At 69.0% G+C, this 21,649-nt stretch carries 16 protein-coding genes and 1 tRNA gene; 8 read left to right on the forward strand and 9 right to left on the reverse strand.

The annotated features are described in order from the left end of the window. Window positions 1-663 (forward strand): lytic transglycosylase domain-containing protein (locus B0F77_RS20055; RefSeq protein ID WP_425435692.1); only part of this gene is annotated, 663 nt, incomplete at its 5' end. Between the two features lie 1,120 nt (window positions 664-1,783). Here the strand turns inward: B0F77_RS20055 and B0F77_RS20060 are convergent. The 5 genes from B0F77_RS20060 to B0F77_RS20080 form a co-directional block, all read right to left on the reverse strand. Next, on the reverse strand, window positions 1,784-4,954 hold the full coding sequence (locus tag B0F77_RS20060) for a S41 family peptidase (RefSeq protein WP_086664471.1): 3,171 nt from the start codon (window positions 4,952-4,954) through the stop codon (window positions 1,784-1,786). A gap of 29 nt (window positions 4,955-4,983) precedes the next feature. Next, on the reverse strand, window positions 4,984-5,904 hold the full coding sequence (locus B0F77_RS20065; RefSeq protein WP_086664472.1) for a nucleoside triphosphate pyrophosphohydrolase: 921 nt from the start codon (window positions 5,902-5,904) through the stop codon (window positions 4,984-4,986). After that, on the reverse strand, window positions 5,901-6,842 hold the full coding sequence (locus tag B0F77_RS20070) for a hypothetical protein (RefSeq protein WP_086664473.1): 942 nt from the start codon (window positions 6,840-6,842) through the stop codon (window positions 5,901-5,903). The genes B0F77_RS20065 and B0F77_RS20070 overlap by 4 nt, the downstream gene beginning before the upstream one ends. Before the next feature lie 14 nt (window positions 6,843-6,856). Beyond that, window positions 6,857-10,411 (reverse strand): transcription-repair coupling factor, encoded by a 3,555-nt coding sequence (mfd, locus tag B0F77_RS20075; protein ID WP_169730955.1) that lies wholly within the window; start codon window positions 10,409-10,411, stop codon window positions 6,857-6,859. A gap of 113 nt (window positions 10,412-10,524) precedes the next feature. Continuing rightward, window positions 10,525-11,280, reverse strand: coding sequence for a maleylpyruvate isomerase family mycothiol-dependent enzyme (locus tag B0F77_RS20080; protein WP_086664474.1), 756 nt, complete (start codon window positions 11,278-11,280; stop codon window positions 10,525-10,527). A 91-nt stretch (window positions 11,281-11,371) separates the two neighbouring features. Here B0F77_RS20080 and B0F77_RS20085 point away from each other — a divergent pair, with 91 nt between their 5' ends. Continuing rightward, window positions 11,372-12,478 carry a PQQ-dependent sugar dehydrogenase gene (locus B0F77_RS20085; protein ID WP_086664475.1) on the forward strand — a complete coding sequence of 369 codons (1,107 nt, stop codon included), beginning with the start codon at window positions 11,372-11,374 and terminating at the stop codon, window positions 12,476-12,478. Here B0F77_RS20085 and B0F77_RS20090 read toward each other — a convergent pair. The 4 genes from B0F77_RS20090 to B0F77_RS20105 are packed head-to-tail and all read right to left on the reverse strand — an operon-like array spanning window position 12,462 to window position 14,924. Then, window positions 12,462-12,890 carry a MarR family winged helix-turn-helix transcriptional regulator gene (locus tag B0F77_RS20090; protein WP_245848430.1) on the reverse strand — a complete coding sequence of 143 codons (429 nt, stop codon included), beginning with the start codon at window positions 12,888-12,890 and terminating at the stop codon, window positions 12,462-12,464. The two genes, B0F77_RS20085 and B0F77_RS20090, sit on opposite strands and share 17 nt — an antisense overlap. Further along, on the reverse strand, window positions 12,887-13,306 hold the full coding sequence (locus B0F77_RS20095) for an SRPBCC family protein (protein ID WP_086664476.1): 420 nt from the start codon (window positions 13,304-13,306) through the stop codon (window positions 12,887-12,889). Before B0F77_RS20095 ends, B0F77_RS20090 begins: the two co-directional genes overlap by 4 nt. A 43-nt stretch (window positions 13,307-13,349) precedes the next feature. Continuing rightward, complete coding sequence (locus B0F77_RS20100; RefSeq protein ID WP_143466832.1) at window positions 13,350-13,949, reverse strand: TetR/AcrR family transcriptional regulator; 600 nt, start codon at window positions 13,947-13,949, stop codon at window positions 13,350-13,352. Window positions 13,950-13,982: 33 nt separating this feature from the next. Next, complete coding sequence (locus B0F77_RS20105) at window positions 13,983-14,924, reverse strand: acyl-CoA desaturase (RefSeq protein WP_086664478.1); 942 nt, start codon at window positions 14,922-14,924, stop codon at window positions 13,983-13,985. A gap of 185 nt (window positions 14,925-15,109) precedes the next feature. Between B0F77_RS20105 and B0F77_RS20110 the strand changes: the two genes are divergently transcribed. From B0F77_RS20110 to B0F77_RS20135, 6 genes are all read left to right on the forward strand, one after another. Next, window positions 15,110-16,252: an alpha/beta hydrolase family protein gene (locus B0F77_RS20110; RefSeq protein ID WP_086664479.1), complete on the forward strand. Its 1,143-nt coding sequence runs from the start codon at window positions 15,110-15,112 to the stop codon at window positions 16,250-16,252. 99 nt (window positions 16,253-16,351) lie between these two features. Further along, window positions 16,352-16,422 (forward strand) — tRNA-Gln (locus B0F77_RS20115). A 32-nt stretch (window positions 16,423-16,454) separates the two neighbouring features. Beyond that, the gene (locus B0F77_RS20120) at window positions 16,455-18,143 is read left to right on the forward strand and encodes a GGDEF domain-containing protein (RefSeq protein WP_342746808.1); all 1,689 of its coding nucleotides are present in this window, start codon (window positions 16,455-16,457) and stop codon (window positions 18,141-18,143) included. Window positions 18,144-18,190: 47 nt separating this feature from the next. Next, window positions 18,191-19,660: a bifunctional UDP-N-acetylglucosamine diphosphorylase/glucosamine-1-phosphate N-acetyltransferase GlmU gene (gene glmU / locus B0F77_RS20125; protein WP_086664480.1), complete on the forward strand. Its 1,470-nt coding sequence runs from the start codon at window positions 18,191-18,193 to the stop codon at window positions 19,658-19,660. A gap of 14 nt (window positions 19,661-19,674) precedes the next feature. Next, complete coding sequence (locus tag B0F77_RS20130) at window positions 19,675-20,646, forward strand: ribose-phosphate diphosphokinase (RefSeq protein WP_211293894.1); 972 nt, start codon at window positions 19,675-19,677, stop codon at window positions 20,644-20,646. Between the two features lie 374 nt (window positions 20,647-21,020). Continuing rightward, entirely contained in the window at window positions 21,021-21,620 is a 600-nt protein-coding gene (locus B0F77_RS20135) for a 50S ribosomal protein L25/general stress protein Ctc (protein ID WP_086664482.1), read from the forward strand. The last annotated feature ends 29 nt before the right edge of the window (window positions 21,621-21,649 follow it).

Here is a 21,649-nt window from a genome sequence, read left to right on the forward strand (position 1 = left end):
CCCCCGTTCCTGGTCCCAATCCAAGAGGTGGAACCAGGAGCCGCAGCCCCAGGCAGCGCCGCCACCCCAGGCACCACCACAACGGCAGACGCCAACCCTCTGACCGAGTGGGCAACCAAGGTCGCGGGCAAAACCGACATCCCCATCCGAGCCCTGCACGCCTACGCAGCAGCCGACCTGGCCATGCAACGAGACTCCCCCGCCTGCCGCATCTCCTGGGCCACCCTCGCAGGCATCGGCCGAGTCGAGTCCCGCCACGGCAGCATCAACGGCTCCCGCCTACAAGACAACGGCCTCCCCTCCCGCCCGATCATCGGCATCCCCCTCAACGGCGGCGCGGGCGTAAGAGCAATCCCGGACACCGACGGCGGCCGCCTGGACGGCGACACAACCTGGGACCGAGCCGTAGGCCCAATGCAGTTCATCCCAGGCACCTGGAACCGCTGGGCAAAACGAGCAGCAGGCGACGGCCTCCCAGCAGACCCGCAGAACATCGACGACGCAGCCCTGACCGCGGCCCGCTACCTCTGCGCAGGCGGAGCCCGAGACCTGGGCACAGGCCAGGGCTGGTGGGCAGCCGTCATGGCCTACAACAACTCCGTCGAATACGGCCAAAACGTCTTCAGCGGCGCCGACGCCTACGCAAGAGCAAGCGCGGCCTAGCCGCCAACCAACAAGTTGGGTGTAGTTACCAGCCTGTTGATGTTGAGTTGGTAGTACTTGCAGACGCCGACCAACGAACCCACGCAGAAACGGGGCAGCGGTCAACACCGCTGCCCCGCAGGCCAGGCGACCCCGAAGACGGAAGGCCGGTCAGGTCGGGGCGACCGGCCAAGGGGGCAACCACCCAACCCCGCACTGCACAAACAATCTGTGCGTCCTGAAACCCCTGAAGGAAGCTGGGACCCAGCGGAAGAGGACCCCAGCCCCCTCTCTCAGGCCCCTGCCAAGGGCGCGGAGGACGTGGACGAATCCTCAGCAGGGGAAGCAATCGGCAACTCCAGCCCAACGGAAACCTCCCCGGAAACCCCAACGGAAGGCTCAACGGGCTCCGGCGCCGGCTCAGAACGATCACACGGCGGCTCAGCAGGAGTAGACGGAGCAGTGGGCGCAGGCGGCGTGGAAGGAGTGGACGGAACCGGCTCCTCAGCCCGAGGCGTGGAAGGCGGCACCTCCGTAGGAGGCACACCAGGCACAGTCGGCTCAGCAGAAACCGGCGGCTGCAACGTAGGCGGCCCAGGAACCGCACTGGAAGTGGTCACCACCGGCGGCGAAGCACTGTCCGAAGAGGACGTGACCACCGGCGGGTCGACCTCCTCCCCGGACCCAGGCCCAGGAACCTCATTCCGCCCAATAGCAGCAGGCTTGGTAGAGCTGACCCGAACAGTCTCGGTGACAGTGGTAGCCGAGACCCGAGTCTGCGTGGCCAACCGAGCCGCCCGAACCTCCCGAGCCGCCCCCTCCACCACCACAGTCTCAGTAACCGTGGCCAACGTAGTCCCGGTCTCGAACGGCTCAGTCCACCACTGGGATGTAGGCCGAGCTGGCGGCGGCGCGGCCAGCGGCGCCTCGTCCGGCGACCCGGTCAGGGCGATCAACGCGAACATGCCGCCCAATGCCAGGAACGGCACGACGACCACGGCCCCGAAACATCCACGGCCACTGCGCGGCTCTTCACGGTGACTCATCTCCAGCACACCCCCGAACGGTGAGAACTGTTCCATCTGGTTGATCGTCCACATGGAACAGTCCGTCACAGTTCTTTAGTCACACGATGGGGTGTTTAGGCCAGCGGCGGCAACTCCGGAGCGTGAGCAGCTGGCGAAGATGAAAGGCTTTCCAGAGCCAACGAAACAGCCGTCTCCAGCTGCGGGTCACGACGGTTGACCCGGTCGGACGGGGTCATGACCACCTCGATGTCCGGGTCGACACCGTAGTTCTCCACGGCCCACCCGTGCCCCTTGAACCAGGACGCGTACCTCGGTTGGGTGACCATGGTGCCGTCGACCAGCGAGTAGAGCATGTCGATGCCGATGACACCGCCCCACGTCCGGACCCCGATGACCGGGCCGATCCCCAGTTCCTTGATGGCCACGTTGACGATGTCCCCGTCGGACCCGGCGAACTCGTCCGCCACCGCCACGACCGGCCCGCGCGGCGCGTCCTGCGGGTACGACTCCGAGGCCGTGTACCCACGAGCGACCGACCAGCCGATGACCTTGCGGCCGAGCTTCTCGATCACCAGCTGGGACGTGTGACCGCCACCGTTCTCACGCACGTCCAGGACAAGGGCGTCACGGGTCAGCTCAACCCGCAGGTCGCGGTGCAGCTGCGCCCAGCCGGCGCCCATCATGTCCGGCACGTGCAGATAGCCCACACGGCCACCGGACAACGAGTGTGTGTACGCACGACGATCAGCGACCCAGTCGTGATAGCGCAGTGGCTCCTCGTCAGCCAGAGGCACGACGACGACCCGACGCAGCTCGCCACCACCAGCAGGCCGCACGGTCAGTTCCACGGGCTTGCCCGCAGTACCCACCAGCAACGCACCAGGACCGGCCAACCCGACCGGACGGCCGTCAACGGCGACAATCGCATCCCCCGCGCGCACGGCCACCCCAGGCGCCGCGAGCGGCGAACGCGCGTGCGGGTCGGACGTCTCGCCGGGGATCACGCGCTGCACGAGCCACGCGTCGCCCTCACGAACCAGGTCCGCGCCCAGCAGACCCTGCCGGCGGGAAGCGGGCACGCGCGGCGGATCGCCCCACACGTAGGCGTGCGAGGTGCCGAGCTCGCCCTGCACCTCCCACAGCAGGTCGACCAGATCGTCGTGGCTGCCCAGCTCGGCCACCAGCGGCCGGTAGCGGTCCAGCTCGCCCTGCCAGTCGACGCCGCCCATGTCGGTGCGCCAGAAGTGGTCGCGCATGAGCCGCCCGTTCTCGGCATACATCTGCGCCCACTCCAGAGCGGGGTCCACCACGACCCGCACCCGTGACAGATCGATCTCCACGTAGTCGGCTGAGTCCTCGTCGGCCTTGCTGTCGGACGGGACCACCCGCAGGTCACCGCGGTCCTCGACGACCATCCGCTTGCCGTCGCCGGACACCGCAAACGCTTCCGCGCTGTCCGCCAGGCACTCGGTCTTCAGCTTCGTGAAGTCGAACCGCTCCAGCACCGTGCGCGGCGGCCGGGCCTCCGGTGACGCCAGGTTGTCGCCGAGAACGCCGAGCAACGGCCGGCGCAGCCACAACAACCCGCCGCGAGCCGCCTTCAGGCCGACGTACTCGGCGGCCGCGACCGGCACCGGCACGACGCGATCGGCCAGGCCCTCGATGTCGACCTTCGTGACGGAGGCCTTCTCGTCCTCGTCGTCGGAGTCCTTGTCCTCGTCACCGACCGGACGGCCGCCGTGCATCGGCGCGAACGGCGACGGCGTGGTGGCGGCCAGCGGCACGAGGTGCGGCCGGCACCCGGTCGGGAACGACAGGTCGAACACGTGCGCGTCGTAGACCGGGTCGAACGTGCGGATCGACAGGAATGCCAGGTACTTGCCGTCCTCGGTGAAGGTCGGCGAGAAGTCGGCGAACCGAAGCGGCGTGACGTCCACAATGGACAGGTCGGCGGCGTTCACCATCTTGATGTGCCGCAACGGGATCGGTCCGGGATGCGACCAGGCCAGCCACGCGGAGTCCGGCGAGAACGCGAGGTTCGTGATGTGCGCGTTGGCACCCGAGACGACTTCGCGGACCTCACCGGAAGCGATGTCCACCAACAACAACCGGCCGTCGTGCGTCGCAACCGCCACGCGCGAACCATCAGGCGCGGCGGCCAGCGACATGACACGGCCCAGCATGCCGGAGGCGATGCGGCGCGCGGTGTTGCCCGGCTCGACCCCACCGACGGGCGCGATCTCCAGCGCCTCCTCGCCCTCGACGTCGGTCACCCACACCACGTGATCGGTCTCGCCGAGCACCTTCGGCAGCCGGGCGCGGACGTCCGACCGGTCGGCCAGCACCCGCACGGGGCCGTCGCGATGCGTCACCCAGTGCACCGACCCGCGGACCTCGATCACCGACGCGCGGCCGGTGTGGTCGACGGTGAACGAGTCGATGTTGCCGGAAGCCTTGACGTGGTGCGGTTGCCGGCCGGTGCGCGGGCCACCGAGCTTGATGTCGAGCTTGCGCAGGTCCGAGAGGCCTTCCAGCAGCCACAGCTCGCCGGCCTGGTGGAAGATCACCCGTGAACCGTCGGTGGAAGCGTTGCGCGCGTAGAACTCCCCGGCCGTGTGGCGGCGCAGGTCGGTGCCGTCCGGCAGCACCGAGTACACGCTGCCGACGCCCTCGTGGTCGGACAGGAACGCGATCCGCCCGTCCACCCACATCGGGTTCGCCAGCGACGACTGCAGCTCGCCCAGGATCCGGGAGAAGTCGCCGGAGCCGTCGAGATCCACCCACAGCTTGCCCGCGGTACCGCCGCGATAACGCTTCCAGTTCGCCGGTTCCTGCATGTAGCTGGACGACGTGACGACCTGGCCGTCCGGGCCGAACGAGACGTCGTTGACCCAGCCGAACGGCAGCACCTCGGCCGGTCCGCCGTCCAGCGGAACGGCGTGCGCCTGCTTGCGGTGCCTGGACATCTGCCCGGTGGTCGACACGGCGAGCACTCGCCCGTCCGGCGTCCACCCGGACACGGCCGTGCGGCTCACACCCCAGTGCGTCAATCGGCGTGCGGGGCCACCGTCCACAGGCGCCACCCGCACTTCCGGCGCACCGTCGATCGTGCTGGCCCAGGCGAGATGTGTGCCCTCGGGGGAGAACCGCGGGGCGCGGACCGGTACCTGATCGGCGGACGCGCGCCAGGCCCTTCCTCCACCGACGGGCGCGAGCCACACGTCGTCCTCGGCCACGAACGTCACCAAGTCACCGCAGAGGTGCGGATACCGCAGGTAAGTCACGAGATCGACGTTAGCCCACGTTCACCGTTTCAGGCGCGGAAAAATCGCCGCCAGTCCTCTGCCGTCAGCGAATCCACACTTTCGGCCCGTGCCTTGGCTTCGGCATCCCGGACGTTCGCGACGAAACGGCGGCAGACCTGGCGGAGTTCCGTCTCCGGGTCCTCGCCCGCGAGCTTCGCGAGTGCCGTCACGGCGAACAACGTCGTGCCGGTGTCGTCACCTTCGGGCAGCAGATCGACCGGGAAGCCCGCGCGTTTGGTGCGCTGCACCAACTTCGCCGCCAGCGCGACAGCAGGCTGACCGAGCGCCACACCGTCCACACTGGACTCGCGACGCTTCTCGACCTGCTTCAGCTCCTCCCACCGGTGCTGCTGCGAGGTCGCGTCGTGCACGGCCGGATCGTGGCCCTCGAAGACGTGCGGGTGGCGGCTGACCAGCTTGGCCACCAGTTCGGACGCGACCGCGTCGACGTCGAACGGATCTTCGGGATCCTCGGCCGCGACCCGCGCGTGGAACAGCACCTGGAGCAGGACGTCGCCGAGCTCCTCGCGCATGGCCGCGCGGTCGCCGTCCTCGATCGCCTCCAGCAGCTCGAACGTCTCCTCGACCAGGTACTGGCGCAGCGACAGGTGATCCTGCTCCGCGTCCCACGGACATCCGCCCGGCGAACGCAGCCGGTGCATCACCGCGGCCGCGTCGAGCAGCGCGGCGCCCATCGGCTCCGGCGTCGCGATCACGACGGCGTCCGGGTACGCGGACGCGTCCGTCGTGATCACCACCGCGCCGTCCTCGACGACGGCGGGCGCGGGCCCGTCCACACCCAGCGAGGACCAGAACTCCAGAGCGACGCCCTCGCCCGCGTAGACGGCCGTGGCCGTGCGCAACGCGGGCAGGGCGGCAGCGGGCAGCACGGCGTCCAGCCGCTCGCTGAGGACTACGACGGTGATCAAGACTTGTTCTTGGTCGCGGGCACGCCGACGAACCCGGCCCGCTCACCTGCCGCGCCGACCACGGTCGCGTCGGTCGGGTCCCACACGCCGTAGCGCGGGTTGACCTCGATCGGCAGGTCCGCCGCCAGGAACTGGGCGATCCGCAGGCCGAACGCGGCGAGCAGACGCGGGTCGATGCGCTCGGCCAGGTCGTCCTCACCGGGCACGGGCGAGACCTTGTTGCGCTCCTTGACCACCGCGACCATCCAGCTGGACTGCTGCTCGTCGGCCGGGAAGGCGACGACGGTGCCGGGCTGCACGCCCCACAGCATCGTGTGCACCAGCGACGGGTTCTCGGTGACGCGGACCTTCTGGTTCGTCGCCGACGCCTGCTGACCACCGGTGGTGCGCGGGGCCTCCTGCACGAACCGCGACATCTTCGAGGGGTCGGCCGTGACCTCCGCGGCCTTCTCCTTGGCTTCCTTCGGGTCCTTGACCTGGAAGAAGTCGATGACGACCTCGAGCGTGGAGAGGTTGCGCTTCGCGAGCTCGCCCATGACCAGCACGTCGCGCTGGCGACGGTAGATCGTGGTCTCGTCCTGCTCGCTCTGCTTGGCGGCCGCCTCGGGCCCGCCCTTCTCCTGCACCGCGTCGTACACCTTGGTCTCGTCGACCGTGATGTTCTCGCGCTGCGCCGCGTGCTCGGCGATCTTGTGGGTGATCTCGTCGGCCAGCACCAGCCGCGAGACCTGGTCGAGCTTGCCCTGGTCCTGCATCTGCTGGGCCGCGGGCTCCTTCTTGAGCACCTTCACGGTCCGGTCCTGGACGGTCCCGAGACCGATCGACTGACCCCCGACGATCGCGGCCGAACTGGCCTTCGCGGGCCCGGTGCCACAACCGCCGGCGAGGAGCGCCACGGCAACACCGACCAGCGAGAAACGCTTCAGAACAGTGCTCACGAGGATCTACCCTCTCACGCCTTGGTGACCGGGGTCACGGGAGTCCCCGCGAGTGAGTCGAGGAACGCACCACACCAGTTCAGCAACTCCTGGTCGCGCAGCTGCGGTGCACCCATCCGGCCGCCCGCCGCTCCTTCGGTCGGCCTAGGCACCGTGACCGTGCCCATGGCCTGCTTGTAGACGGCCTTCGGGAACAACCGGCGCAGCCTGACCAGCTGCGAGTCGAGCAGTTCCAGCTTCGCGAACCGCAGGTTCTGGCCCATCGCGATGACCTCGGTGACGCCGTGACGGCGGCAGGTGTGCCGCAGCCGGGCGACGCTGAGCAGCCGCTCCACCGGCTCCGGCGGCGTGCCGTAGCGGTCCTTGAGCTCCTCCCAGACGGCCTGCAGCGCCGGTTCGTCGGAGGCGGCCGCGATCTTGCGGTAGGCCTCCAGCCGGAGCCGCTCGCCCGGCACGTACTCGTGCGGGATGTGCGCGTCCACCGGGAGGTCGACCCTGACCTCGGCGAGCTCCTCCTCGATCTCGCCGCCGTCCGCGCCCGCGTGCCTGCGGAACGCCTCGACGGCCTCGCCGACCAGCCGGATGTACAGGTCGAAGCCGACGCCGGCGATGTGCCCGGACTGCTCGGCGCCGAGGATGTTGCCAGCGCCGCGGATCTCCAGGTCCTTCATCGCGACGGCCATGCCGGCGCCGAGCTCGGTGTTCTGCGCGATCGTCGCGAGCCGGTCGTGCGCGGTCTCGGTCAGCGGCGACTCCGGCGGGTACAGGAAGTACGAGTACCCGCGCTCACGGCCACGGCCGACCCGGCCGCGCAGCTGGTGCAGCTGGGCCAGTCCGAGCAGGTCGCCGCGCTCGACGATCAACGTGTTGGCGTTGGAGATGTCCAGGCCCGTCTCGACGATCGTGGTGCAGACGAGCACGTCGTACTCGCGTTCCCAGAACCCCTGGATGAGGTGTTCGAGCTTGTCCTCGTTCATCTGGCCGTGCCCGGTCACGACCCTGGCCTCCGGCACCAGCTCACGGATGCGCTTCGCGGCCTTCTCGATCGTCGAGACCCGGTTGTGCACGTAGAAGACCTGGCCGTCGCGCATCAGCTCGCGGCGGATCGCGGCGCCGACCTGCTTGTCGTCGTACGCGCCGACGTAGGTGAGGATCGGGTGCCGTTCCTCCGGCGGGGTCAGGATCGTGGACATCTCGCGGATGCCGGCGAGCGACATCTCCAGCGTGCGCGGGATCGGTGTCGCGGACATGGTCAACACGTCGACGTGCGTGCGGAGAGCCTTGATGTGCTCCTTGTGCTCCACGCCGAACCGCTGCTCCTCGTCGACGATCACGAGGCCGAGGTCCTTGTAGCGCACGGTCTTCTGCAGCAACCGGTGCGTGCCGATCACGATGTCGACCTCGCCGTCCGCGAGGCCCGCGAGGGTCTGTGCGGACTCCTGCGGGTCGGTGAAGCGGCTCAGCCCCTTGATGTTCACCGGGAACTGACGCATGCGTTCGGCGAACGTGTTGAGGTGCTGCTGCGCGAGCAGCGTCGTCGGTACCAGCACCACGACCTGCTTGCCGTCCTGCACGGCCTTGAACGCCGCGCGGACCGCGATCTCCGTCTTGCCGTAGCCGACGTCACCGCAGATGACGCGGTCCATCGGCACGGACCGTTCCATGTCGGCCTTGACCTCGTCGATCGCGGCCATCTGGTCCTGCGTCTCGGTGAACGCGAACGCGTCCTCCAGCTCGCGCTGCCAGGGCGTGTCGCTCGCGAACGCGTGACCTGGCGCCGACTGCCGCGCCGCGTAAAGCTGCACCAGCTCGGCCGCGATCTGCTTGACCGCCTTGCGCGCCTTGGACTTCGTGTTCTTCCAGTCGCTGCCGCCGAGCTTGTTCAACGTCGGCAGCTCGCCGCCGACGTACCGGCTGACCTCGTCGAGCTGGTCGGTCGGAACGAACAACCGGTCGCCCGGCTGGCCGCGCTTCGACGACGCGTACTCCAGGACCAGGTACTCACGAGTGGCCCCGGCGACCGTGCGCTGGACCATCTCCACGTACTTGCCGATGCCGTGCTGCTCGTGCACCACGAAGTCGCCCGCCTTGAGCGCCAGCGGGTCGACCGCGTTGCGCCGCTTGGACGGCATCTTGCGCATGTCCTTTGTGGACGTACCACCGCGGCCGCCGGTCAGGTCGGTCTCGGTGAGCACCACCAGCGCGAGGTCCGGCAGCACGAAGCCGTCTTCGAGCGCGCCGCGCACGACCGTGACGGTGCTCGCTTTCGGTGCCTCGTCGAGGGATTCGACGCAGACCGCGGAGACGTCGGCTTCCTTGAGCCGTTCGACGGCGCGTTGCGCGGTACCGGCACCGGGCACGACCAGCACGGCCGCACCACCCGTCGCGGTGTGCGCCTTGAGGTCGGCGAACGCGCGCTCGACGTCGCCCTGGTAGGCCTCGACCGGCTTGACGTCGAGGTGCACCACGTCCGACGCGTCGGTGGTGAGCTGGCTGAGCGTCCACCACGGACGGTCGTTCGCCTTGGCGTGGTCGGCGATCTCGCGCAGGCCCTGGTAACCGCTGCGGCCGAGGTCGATCGGCGCCTTACCACCGGAAGCGGCCGCCATCCAGGACGCTTCGAGGAACTCCTGGCCGGTGCGGACGAGGTCGGCGGCGCGGGCGCGGACCTTCTCCGGGTCGTTGAGCAGGACGTGTGTGCCCTTTTCGACGACGTCGACGAGCAGCTGCAGCTCGCCGGGGCAGAGCGCGGGGATCAGCGCCTCCATGCCCTCGACCGCGATGCCGTTCGAGATCTTCTCCAGCATCTCCGCGAGGTGGGCGTCCGACTGGTGTTCCTCGGCGAGCTCGGCCGCGCGCAGCTTCACGTCGTCGGTCAGCAACAGCTCGCGGCACGGCGGCGCCACGAAGCCGTCGATCTGGTCGGGCAGCGAGCGCTGGTCCTGCACCGAGAACGGCCGGATCTCGCTGACCTCGTCGCCCCAGAACTCGACGCGGAACGGGTGCTCCGCGGTCGGCGGGAAGATGTCGAGGATGCCGCCGCGGGTCGCGTACTCGCCGCGCTTCTCGACCATGTCGACGCGGGTGTAGGCGTTCTCGGCGAGCTGCGTGACCAGCTCCGCGAAGTCCTGCTCCTCGCCGACCTTCAGCTGCACGGGCCGGAGGTCGCCCAGACCGGGCGCCATCGGCTGGATGAGGCTGCGCACCGTCGTGACGAGGACCCTGATCGGGTTGCCTTCGGGGTGCTTGAGCCGGCGCAGGACCTGCAACCGCGCGCCGACCGTGTCAGCGCGGGGCGACAGCCGTTCGTGCGGCAGCGTCTCCCAGCTGGGGAAGAACGCGACCTTGTCCGCGCCGATCAGGTCACTCAGGACGTTGGTCAGCTCTTCGGCTTCCCGTCCGGTCGCCGTGACGGCGAGGACCGGCTTCGCGGTGGACAGCGCCGCGGCCACGAGCGGGCGGGCAGCCAGCGGGCCGTCCAGCTCCAGCTCGGGCACGCCGGCGGAGTCGATCAAGGTGCGGAGGGCTTTGTCGGGCAGAACACCATCGAGCAGGCCGAGCAGCGGCATGTGAGAAACCCCGGTCGAGTGGGAGACGCCAGACAGACCCCTGCCTGGGACGAGGGGTCTCACACCCACCTTAGCTCGTTCCGCGACCCCTTATCGGGTGGCTCCAGCGCGGTTCAGGCGGGCTCCCAGGCGATCAGCCGGTCGAACACCCGGAGGTCGCCGCCGGACTTCAGCGCGTCGAGGTCGTGGCGGCCGTACATGAACAGCACCACGTCACTGGCGGTGCCACTGGCCCAGACATCGCACTCACCGGGTGCGTCCAGCCGGGCCGCACGCGCGCCCTCGCCGTCGAGCCGCAGCTGCCAGAACAGGCCCTCGGCGACGTGGTACTCGACGACCGCGGGCTCGTGCGGCCACGGGAACGGCGTCGCGTTGCAGGTGAACAGGAACTCCTCGACACCGTCGACCGCGACCTCCGCTGGCAGCGGCCGCGGTGCGCCGATGGCGAGCTGGGCGTCGTAGGTGTGCATCGCGACCTCGTGGATCTGGCGCCGGGCGACGGCGCCGGTGGTGCGCGCCGACTGCGAGTCGGGCCAGCCGACCCAGCACTCGCGGTCCGGACCGGCTTCGGTGAGCGCGTCCAGGAGCTGTTGCGCGGAGTCGGCCAGCCAGGCCAGCAGGGCCTCGCGCTCCTGCGGCATCGGCGTGATCTCCGGCGTGGCCTTGGCGTCGGCGGGTCCCGCGGCGACGGTGGCGGCCCAGATCTGGCGCCGCTCGCCGATGTGCCACGCCAGGTCCGCGAGCGTCCACTCGGGGCAGGTCGGGACTTTCGCGTCCAGACTGGACGCGGCGGCGATGGCGGCGCGGAAGGCGGTGGACCGGTCGTCGATCAACCTGAGCAGGTCGGAGAACCCCAGAGCGTTGTGCACTGTGGCTGTCTAGCACCGGGGTGTGGTGGCCGCACAACGATTTTCGAGCGGCCTCACGGAACCTCCACGGCACAAAACGCATAGTTAGGACATGCGCGCACTCGTTGCTGTGTCGGTGCTGCTCCTCGCCGCTTGCTCCACGCCGGTGTCAGGCGGCAACGCGCCGTCGAAGGCACCCGCGCCCGCCGGTCTCAAGGTCGAACAGGTCGCCGGCGGGTTCCAGCACGCCTGGGACCTCGGGTTCTTACCCGACGGGTCGATGCTGGTCACCGAGCGGCCCGGCACGATCAAGCTGGTCCGCGGCGGCCAGGTCACGCCCGTCGACGTCGACCTGGGCGACGTGCAGGCGCGCGGCGAGGGCGGGCTGATGGGTCTGGTGATCCACCCGGACAACCAGCGGTTCACCGTTTGCTACAACACCTCCCGCGACGTCCGACTGGTGACGTTCAAGCTCGACGGCACCAAGGCCACGAAGGTCAAGGACCTGCTCACCGGCCTGCCGTCGAACTCCAGCGGGCGGCACTCCGGCTGCCGGCCGACCCTCGCGCCGGACGGGTCGATGTACGTCGCGACCGGTGACATCGCGCAGGGCCGCAACTCGCAGGACCGCACGATCCTCGGCGGCAAGGTGCTGCGGATCGACCCCGAGACCGGCGAGGGCCCGAAGGACAACCCGTTCGCCTCGTCGAGCAACGCCAACGAGCGGCGGGTCTACACCTACGGCCACCGCAACGTGCAGGGCGTGGTCTTCCGGCCCGGCACCGACCAGGCGTTCTCCAGCGAGCACGGGCCGTCGATCGACGACGAGGTCAACCTGCTGAAGGCCGGCGCCAACTACGGCTGGGACCCGTCCAAGGGCGGCACGCAGGGCGGTTACGACGAGTCGGTGCCGATGACCGACCTGCAACGGTTCCCGGACGCGGTGCCGGCGGTGTGGTCGTCCGGGAAGACGACCGAGGCGATCTGCCAGGCGGCGTTCTGGAACGGCAAGCTCGCCATCACCGCGCTGAAGGGCTCGAAGCTGCTGCTCTTCACCCTCGACAACGCGGGCAAGGTGCAGAACGTCAGCATCCCCGACGAGCTCAACGACAAGTACGGCCGCCTGCGGGCCGCCCGCACCGGCCCGGACGGCTCGCTCTACGTCACGACGTCGAACGGCTCCGACGACAAGCTGCTGAGGCTCACAGGAGCCGCGTGAGCCCGCGGACGAAGGCCTGCTGCTCGTCGCCCAACCCGGCGAAGTAGGCCTGGTCGGCGTCCTCGACGTCCTTCATGGCCTTGCTGACCAGCGCTTTCCCCGAGGCAGTGAGGGTCAGCAGCCGCGCCCGCGAGTCCGCCGGATCGATCTCGCGCGAGATCAGCGAGCGGTCCGCGAGTTTGCGGATCACCTGCGAGGTCATCATCGGGTCGGTGCCGGCGTGCTCGGCCAGCCGTTGCTGCGATGGCGCGCCACCGTGGTTGACCAGCCACCACAACGACGCCAGCAGCACGAACTGCACGTGCGTCAACTCGTGCGGGGCCAGCGCCGCCCGCATGGCCCGCTGCCACGCGAGCGTCACCCGCCACAACAGGAAGCCGGGAGACTCGTCCGGCCCTTCGAACCTCGTCACGAGGCCAATTTCACCAGCGCCTCGACCGCGTCCGGCAGGTCGGCCGTCACAAGCGGCCCGAGGAACTGCGCGGCGGGCCCCTCGATCACCACCGAATGCGTGACCCGGACGCCGTTGTCCAGGGCCTCGACGCGGTGCGAGAAGCGCAGTAGTGCGCCCGGCACCGACGTCTCGTCAACGAAGCCGACGCCGTCCTCCACGGACGTGAGCGTGAACGAGATCAGGCCCTGGCCCTTGACCTCCATCGTGCCGCTCGACCCCTCGACGAACGGCCCTTCCAGCGTCACGGACGCCAGACCCTCGTCCCACTCCGTCCATCTGGAGACATCGCTCCACAGCGCCCAGACCGTTTCAACGCTCGCCGGACCTTCGGTGCTGTGCTCGAACTCGTACGTCGTGGACTCACCAGTTGTCATGCGTGCAGATTATATGCGCGCTTACTATTTGGCAACGGGCCGGTCAGGACCGGTTGCGCAGCTTCGGCTTGTGGTCCATCGCGGACAGGCCGTTCCAGGCCAGGTTGACCAGGTGCGCCGCCACCTCGTCCTTCTTCGGCTTGCGCACCTCCAGCCACCACTGCCCGGTCAGCGCGACCATCCCGACCAGCGCCTGCGCGTACAACGGCGCCAGCTTGCGGTCGTAGCCCTGCTTGGCGAAGTGCAGCGCGAGGATGTGCTCGACCTGCGAGGCGATGTCGTTGAGCAGCGAGGAGAACGTGCCGGAGGACGAGGCGACGGGCGAGTCCCGCACCAGGATGCGGAACCCGTCCGTCGAGCCCTCGATGTAGTCGAGCAGCGCGCCGGCGGCGTGTTCCAGCAGTTCACGCGGGTGACTGCCGCCGTCCAGCGCCTCGATGATCTGGTCCATCAGGCGCTGCATCTCGCGGTCGACGACGACGGCGTAGATGCCTTCCTTACCGCCGAAGTGTTCGTAGACCACGGGCTTCGACACGCTCGCGCGGTGCGCGATCTCCTCGATGGAGGTCGCCTCGAAGCCCTTCTCGGCGAACAGGGAGCGGGAGACGTCCAGGAGCTGCTCGCGGCGTTCCTTGCCCGTCATCCTGACCCTGGTCATCGAGTCAGCCTACAAAGCTCACTTCTTGGCACTGATCCTGGCCAGCCGCTGCTCGCTCGGCCAGCGCACGTGCGTCGCCCAGCCGAACTTCTCGAACAGCCAGATCAGGCGGGCCGAGATGTCGATCTGGCCGCGCTTCACGCCGTGCCGCGCGGAGGTCGGGTCGGCGTGGTGCAGGTTGTGCCACGACTCGCCGAACGACAGGATCGCCAGCGCCCAGACGTTGGCGGAGCGGTCGCGTGCGGCGAACGGGCGGTCGCCGACCATGTGGCAGATCGAGTTCACCGACCACGTGAGGTGGTGCAGGAACGCGACGCGGACCAGGCCTGCCCAGAAGAGCGCGGTGACGCCACCCCAGACGGACCACGTGATCAGGCCACCCAGCACGCCCGGCGCGGCCAGCGAGATCGTCGTCCACAACACGAAGAGCTTGTCGACCCACACGATGTCCTTGTCGGCCATCAGGTCCGGGGCGAAGCGCTTGTGGTTGGTCTTGTCGCGGTCGAACAGCCAGCCCATGTGGGCGTGCCAGAAGCCCTTCGCCAGTGCGGCGGGCCCGGTGCCGAACAGCCACGGCGAGTGCGGGTCGCCCTCGCGGTCAGAAAAGGCGTGGTGACGACGGTGGTCGGCCACCCAGTCGATGACCGGGCCCTGCAACGCCATCGAGCCCGCGATCGCGAGGCCGATCTTCAGCGCACGGTTGGCCTTGAACGAGCCGTGCGTGAAGTACCGGTGGTAGCCGATCGTCACGCCGAGGCCGGAGAGGTAGTAGAAGGCGACGAAGAGGGCCACGTCGACCCAGCCGAGCCCCCATCCCCACGCGAACGGCACCGCGGCCAGCAACGCGAGGAAGGGAACGATGACGAACACGTACACGCCGAGTTGTTCGGCGTGACTTCGTCGGCCGTCGAACAGCGGTTTGGGTCCCTGGTCGGTGGACGACTCCATCGTCGAGGTCATACGGATTCCTCTGGGGGATGAGGGGCGTATTGGGGGAAATGACGTACCTACGCAACCGTAACTTACGGAAGCGTAGGTTAGGGCCACCTACTTCGCCAGACCTCACGTGGAAACTCACGGACAGTTCTCAGGATCACCACGCTGTGTCGCCTGGAATCGAGGCCTCGACGAGGCATCATCGAGAAATGGCCAGACGCAAGATCATCCGGATCTCCGTGACCGCACTGCTCGCCCTGCTCGTGCTGGTCACGGTGGCCCTGGGCGGCATCGGCTGGTACTACAGCGGCGAGCTGCTCAAACCGGCGGAGGCACTGCCGCAGCGCTACCCGGAGACCTCGCTCGGCGTGGACGACAAGAACGTCGTGCTCGCCGAATCCAAGCTCACCACCCAGCGCGGCACGTTCGGCATCGTCTGGCCCGGCGGCGCCGCGAAGGTCGGTGACATCGCCGCGAACAAGGACGGCAAGGTCGAACGTCCGCTGCTGGAAGGCACCGCGCCGCCAGAGGGCACCAAGGTCCGCATCGAGACCGACGTCTACGAGGGCAATCCCAAGACCACGCTGGGTCTGGTCTACAGCGAGGTCAGGGTGCCTTCCGAGCTCGGCGAGATGCCGGCCTGGTTCGTGCCGTCGACGAACAAGGACACGTGGGTCATCACCGTGCACGGGCGGGGCGCGTCGCGCGAAGAGGCGTTGCGCGTGGTTCCTCAGCTTCACAGTGCCGGATTGCCCGTTTTGCTGATCACCTACCGCAACGACGTCGGCGCGCCCGCGTCCCCGGACGGCCTCTACCACCTGGGCGACACCGAGTGGCGCGACGTCGAGGCCGGTATCAAGTACGCGCAGAGCCAGGGCGCGCAGAAGGTCGTGCTCTACGGCTGGTCGATGGGCGGCGCGATCGTCGGCCAGACGCTGGCCCGGTCCGGCGTCGCGGCGGCCGTGTCCGGCGTCGTGCTCGACTCCCCCGTCACGAACTGGACGCAGACGCTGAACCTGCAGGCGGAGAACCGGGGCGTGCCGACGTGGCTGACGCCGATCGCCGAACTGGTGTCCGGCTGGCGGGCCGGCATCGATTTCGACCGGTTCGACCTCATCCGCAACCCGCCCGCGCTGAAGCCGCCGACGCTGCTGTTCCACGGCTCGGCGGACGGCACCGTGCCGGCCCAGTCGTCGCGCGATCTGGCGACCGCGGCGAGCGGGCTCGGGTGGCCGCTGCAGTACGTGGAGATCCCCGGCGCCGACCACACCTCGGGCTGGAATGTGGCGACCGACACGTACCGAGACGCGCTCGCGGACTTTCTCACCAGGTCAATCGGCGTGAAAACGTGATCATGCGCTGACCCGTCCGGCGGCCGGACGAGTGGCGGTTGGACAACAGGAGGACGTCTCGTGACAACATGTGCGCAGGGCGGGCGCGAGTTCGCCCGTTCCGCCATGGTGTAAAGGCAGCACCTCTGATTTTGGTTCAGATGGTCCAGGTTCGAATCCTGGTGGCGGAGCAGGGCCCGGAAAGCACGGGGTCAAGGCGTCTTTGGGAGGTGCGAAGCTGCCCGAGGAAACGGTCGACGAGCAGGGCAACGTGGGCCATCGCCACCACGAGATGTCCGACGCGTGGCTGGTGGGCCGCGCGAGCGAGCTTGTCGCCGTGGCCCAGAGCAGCCACCTCGCCGCGCAGCTGGACGCGGCCTCCGAGATCGACCACATCCTCGCCGAGGCGCAGGGCCGCGGCGAACCCCGCATCGTCGCGCAGCTGCTCAGAGCCGCGGCCGTGGTCCGCCTGGTGACTCCCGGGCTGGTCGACATGTCCGACCCGCAGCTCGACGAGATGCTCACCCACTGCCGCCGCCACGGCCTGATCGTGCTGGAGGCGGACGCGCGGGCGTTGCGCGGACGCCGGTTCCTGCTGGGCAACGCCGAGGACAAGGCGCTGACCGAGATCGCGTCGGCGCTCGCGATGATGCTCGACGAGGAACCAGAGACCGACCCGGTGTTCGACAAGCGGACGTGGGACCAGCTGCTGGCCACGACGCTGCAGGACATCGCACTGGTGCTGACCCAGCTCGGCGTCTACGAGATGGCCGACGACGTCCTCGCGCGTGGCCACAACCCGTTGTGGGAGAGCGGTCAGCCGCACCAGATCTACGTGCACCTGGTGAACCGGACCCGGCTGCGGATCGGCTGGGGTCTGCGCCTCGAACGGGTGAACTTCCACGACCAGGCGCGGGAACAGTTCGCGTTCGCGGCGGGGCTCGCCGAGGCCGCCGAGGTGCCGTTCCGCCAGTCGCTGCACCCCGGCCGGCGCGACCTCGCCGCCGCCGAGCAGGTGCCGATCCTCGGGGCCGCGCAGGCGCTGACGAACCCGAGCGAGAACCACCTCGACCGGCTGTGGTCGTTGCGCGGCCTGTCGATGTACGCGCGGGAACTGATCATCGTCGCCATCGCGCTGGCCAGGTGCCTGGTCGAGGCGAACCGGCTGGACGACGCGCTGAAGGTCCTCGCCGACACGCGCACGCAGATGGAGCACGACACGTCGGAACCGTCGCTGGTGCTGTCGCTGGAACGCGAGTACGCGCACCTCTGCGGCCCGCACACGATGTCCGCGCTGGAGGCCTACAACGCGGCGCTGGAAGCCGAGCTGTGGGCGATGCGCGAGTCCCGCGTGGCCACGTTGACGACGCGCCGCGAGCACGAACGGCTGACGCGCGCGCACGGTGCGATAGCGCAGCAGGCGTTGCAGGACCCGCTGACCGGGCTGCCGAACCGCCGGGCGCTGGACGACAAGATAAGCGAGCTCATCGCCGGTCAGGTCGATCCGTTCTCCATCGCGCTGGTGGACCTCGACGGCTTCAAGGGCGTGAACGACCGTCATTCACATGCCGAAGGTGATGATGTTCTTCGGGTGATTGCCAGCACACTCCGCCAGGCCCTGCGGGGTGACGACATGGTGGCCCGCTACGGCGGCGACGAGTTCGTCGTACTGCTGCCGGGCGCCCCTCTGAACGCCGCGGAAGCAGCCCTCGGACGAGCCGTGGATGCCGTGGCAGGCTTGCCAATCGACCTCTCCCGGGGGGTCACGCTGTCGGTCGGCGTCATCTCCCTGCGCCCCCGCGAATCCGCGAATCAGGCCCTGTCAAGGGCGGACTCGGCGATGTACGTGGCAAAGCGTCAAGGTGGCTGCCAGGTTGCGGCTGTGGCGGGGGAGCCCTCCGCGGAGGCTTAGGCTGGTCCGCGGACTTCGAACCACCCAGCCTGTTAGGGAGAGCATTGATGCTCGAGGGCCCTGTCAGCACGGTCGTGCTCGCCGCCGGGGAAGGCACCCGCATGCGGTCGTCCACGCCCAAGGTGCTGCATCGGATCGCCGGACGCTCACTCGTCGAACACGCGGTGCGCGCGGCAGCCGGTACAGACCCCGACCACCTGGCCGTCGTCGTCGGTCATGGCCGTGAAGCCGTCACCGAGCATCTGGAAGGCCTCGCCGGGGCGCTGGGCCGCAAGGTCACCGTCGCCGTGCAGGCCGAGCAGAAGGGCACCGGTCACGCCGTCTCGTGCGGCCTGGCCGAGTTGCCGCACGACCTGGGCGGCACCGTGATCGTGAGCTACGGCGACGTGCCGCTGCTCGACACCCAGACCTTCCAGGCCCTGCTCGCGGAGCACGCTTCGGCGGGCAACGCGGTGACCGTGCTGACCGCCGTGGTGGAGAACCCCACCGGATACGGCCGGATCGTGCGCGACTCCGACGGGACCGTGCAGCGGATCGTCGAGCAGAAGGACGCCTCCTCCACGGAACAGCTGATCACCGAGATCAACTCCGGCGTGTACGCGTTCGACGCGGCGGTGCTGCGCGACGGCCTGTCGCGGTTGTCCACCGACAACGCGCAGGGCGAGCTCTACCTGACCGACGTCCTGGGCATCGCCCGCGGTGACGGCCTGCGGGTCGGCGCGCTGATCGCGTCCGACCGCTGGCTGGTCGAGGGCATCAACGACCGCGTGCAGCTCGCCGCCGTCGGTGCGGAGATGAACCGCCGCATCGTCGAGGGCCTGATGCGCGCCGGCGTGACCGTCGTCGACCCTTCCTCTGTCTGGGTGGACGCGGACGTGCAGGTAGGCCAGGACGCCCTGATCGAGCCGAACGTGCAGCTCCGCGCGGGCACCGTGATCGGCGAGCGGGCGACCGTCGGCCCCGACACGACCCTGTCCGGCGTGACCGTCGGTGCCGGTGCCTCCGTCGTCCGGACCCACGGCAGCGACTCGCAGATCGGCGACGGCGCCTCCGTGGGCCCGTTCGCCTACCTCCGCCCCGGTACCTCCCTGGGCACCAAGGGCAAGATCGGCACCTTCGTCGAGACCAAGAACTCGCAGATCGGCGAAGGTTCGAAGGTCCCCCACCTGTCCTACATCGGCGACGCGACGATCGGCGATCACAGCAACATCGGTGCAGCATCGGTAACCGTCAACTACGACGGCGTGAACAAGCACCGCACGATCGTCGGCTCCCACTGCCGCACCGGCTCGGACAACATGTTCGTGGCCCCCGTGACCGTCGGCGACGGCGCCTACACCGGCGCGGGCACCGTCCTGCGCCGCAACGTCCCACCGGGCGCGCTGGCCGTGTCCGGAGGCCCCCAGCGCAACCTCGAGGGCTGGGTCGTCAGCCGTCGGGCGGGCACCGCCGCCGCTCAGGCAGCGGAGGCCGCCATCGCGAAGCAGAATGACGAGAAGACAGAGGAGGGTCGCTGAGCGTGAACCCGCAGATGCCAGGCACACCGAAGAAGAACCTGATGCTCTTCGGCGGACGTGCGTATCCGGAATTGACGGAAGAGGTCTCGAAGCACCTCAACGTCACGGTGACCCCGCAGCAGGCCTACGACTTCGCGAACGGTGAGATCTTCGTCCGCTTCGAAGAGTCCGTGCGCGGCTGCGACGCCTTCGTCATCCAGTCCCACACCGCCCCCATCAACCAGTGGCTGATGGAACAGCTGATCATGGTCGACGCCCTCAAGCGCGCCTCGGCCAAGCGCATCACCGTGATCATGCCGTTCTACCCGTACAGCCGCCAGGACAAGAAGCACCGCGGCCGCGAGCCCATCTCGGCCCGCCTGGTAGCCGACCTGTTCAAAACGGCAGGCGCCGACCGCCTGGTCTCCGTAGACCTCCACACGGCCCAGATCCAGGGCTTCTTCGACGGCCCGGTAGACCACCTGTGGGCAATGCCCCTACTGGCCGACCACATCCGAGGCAAGTACGCGGGCCACGAAATCACCGTCGTCTCCCCCGACTCGGGCCGCACCAAGCTGGCCGAAAAGTGGGCCGACACCCTGGGCGGCGCCCCGATCGCCTTCATCCACAAGACCCGCGACCCGCTACGCCCCAACGAGGTGGTCTCGAACCGCGTCGTGGGCAAGGTGGAGGGCCGCCTCTGCATCGTGATCGACGACATGGTCGACACCGGCGGCACCATCGCCGGGGCAGTGAAGCAACTCCTCAACGAGGGCGCCGCCGACGTGGTCATCGCCGCGACGCACGGCATCCTCTCCGGCCCCGCAACCCAGCGCCTCCAGGACTCGGGCGCCCGCGAGGTCGTGTTCACGGACACCCTCCCCATCCCAGCGGAGAAGCGCTTCCCGAACATGACCGTCCTGTCCATCGCCCCCCTCCTGGCCCGCGTGATCCAGGAAGTGTTCGAGGACGGCTCAGTCACCTCCCTGTTCGACGGCAACGCCTGACCCGCACTGCTCAACCCGCACGCGGGGCGCTCCCGTGCGGTCAAAGCGAACGAAAGCTCCCCGCGTGCACTCCAACCTGACCGCACGCGGGGCGCTCCCGTGCGGTCAGAGTGAACGAAAGCTCCCCGCGTGCAGTCTGCGGACCCCCGATTAGCAACCCCGGTGGCCGCTCACCTACACTGGTCGGGTTGCCTCGGCGAGGGCGGGCCTTCCACGGTCCGGCGTGATCGACGCGGTGGCTTGATGCCGCGCGTGTTGACGTTTTCCGCGTGCTGCTCGCCGCCGCAGGCCACCACCCCACAGCTAGATCCAACGCCTGACAACTTGTGCACCGCCCCGACGTACAAGGCCAGACTCGTAAGGAGTACCCCACCGTGTCCGAGGTCCGTCTCGCCGCTGAGCAGCGCACCGAATTCGGCAAGGGCGCCGCCCGCCGTACCCGTCGCGCCGGCAAGATCCCCGCGGTGCTCTACGGCCACGGTTCCGACCCGAAGCACCTGGCCCTGCCGGCGCTCGAGTTCGCCCGTGTCGTCCGTGAGCACGGTCAGAACGCAGTCCTCACCCTCGCCCTCGACGGCGCGAGTGAGCTGGCTCTGACCAAGACCGTCACCACGCACCCCATCAAGAACTACATCGAGCACGTCGACCTGCTGCTCGTCCAGCGCGGCGAGAAGGTCACCGTCGAGGTGCCGCTGGTCATCTCCGGCGAGCCCGCCTCGGGCACGCTGCTCACGCAGGACCTCAGCACCATCACCATCGAGGCCGATGCGCTGAACATCCCCGACCAGATCGAGCTCTCGATCGCGGGGGTTACCGCCGGCACCCAGATCCACGCCAGCGACCTGACCCTCCCGGAGGGCGCCACGCTCGCCGGTGACGCCGACGCGCTCGTCGTCGCCGTCAACGAGGCGCCGTCCGCCGCACAGCTCGAGGGTGACGAGGCCGCTCCGGCCGAGGCCACCGAGGAAAGCTGAGCCCCATCACGTCGGGCAGGACTGACGGC

This window comes from Lentzea kentuckyensis (genome assembly GCF_002150765.1).
Lineage (GTDB): Bacteria > Actinomycetota > Actinomycetes > Mycobacteriales > Pseudonocardiaceae > Lentzea > Lentzea kentuckyensis.

Coding starts and splice junctions, on each gene's coding strand:
- B0F77_RS20105 (WP_086664478.1), bottom strand. CDS start 14,924: ATGACCTCGACGATGGAGTCGTCCACCGACCAGGGACCCAAACCGCTG.
- B0F77_RS20110 (WP_086664479.1), top strand. CDS start 15,110: ATGGCCAGACGCAAGATCATCCGGATCTCCGTGACCGCACTGCTCGCC.
- B0F77_RS20100 (WP_143466832.1), bottom strand. CDS start 13,949: ATGACGGGCAAGGAACGCCGCGAGCAGCTCCTGGACGTCTCCCGCTCC.
- B0F77_RS20095 (WP_086664476.1), bottom strand. CDS start 13,306: ATGACAACTGGTGAGTCCACGACGTACGAGTTCGAGCACAGCACCGAA.
- B0F77_RS20130 (WP_211293894.1), top strand. CDS start 19,675: ATGCCAGGCACACCGAAGAAGAACCTGATGCTCTTCGGCGGACGTGCG.
- glmU (WP_086664480.1), top strand. CDS start 18,191: ATGCTCGAGGGCCCTGTCAGCACGGTCGTGCTCGCCGCCGGGGAAGGC.
- mfd (WP_169730955.1), bottom strand. CDS start 10,411: ATGCCGCTGCTCGGCCTGCTCGATGGTGTTCTGCCCGACAAAGCCCTC.
- B0F77_RS20085 (WP_086664475.1), top strand. CDS start 11,372: ATGCGCGCACTCGTTGCTGTGTCGGTGCTGCTCCTCGCCGCTTGCTCC.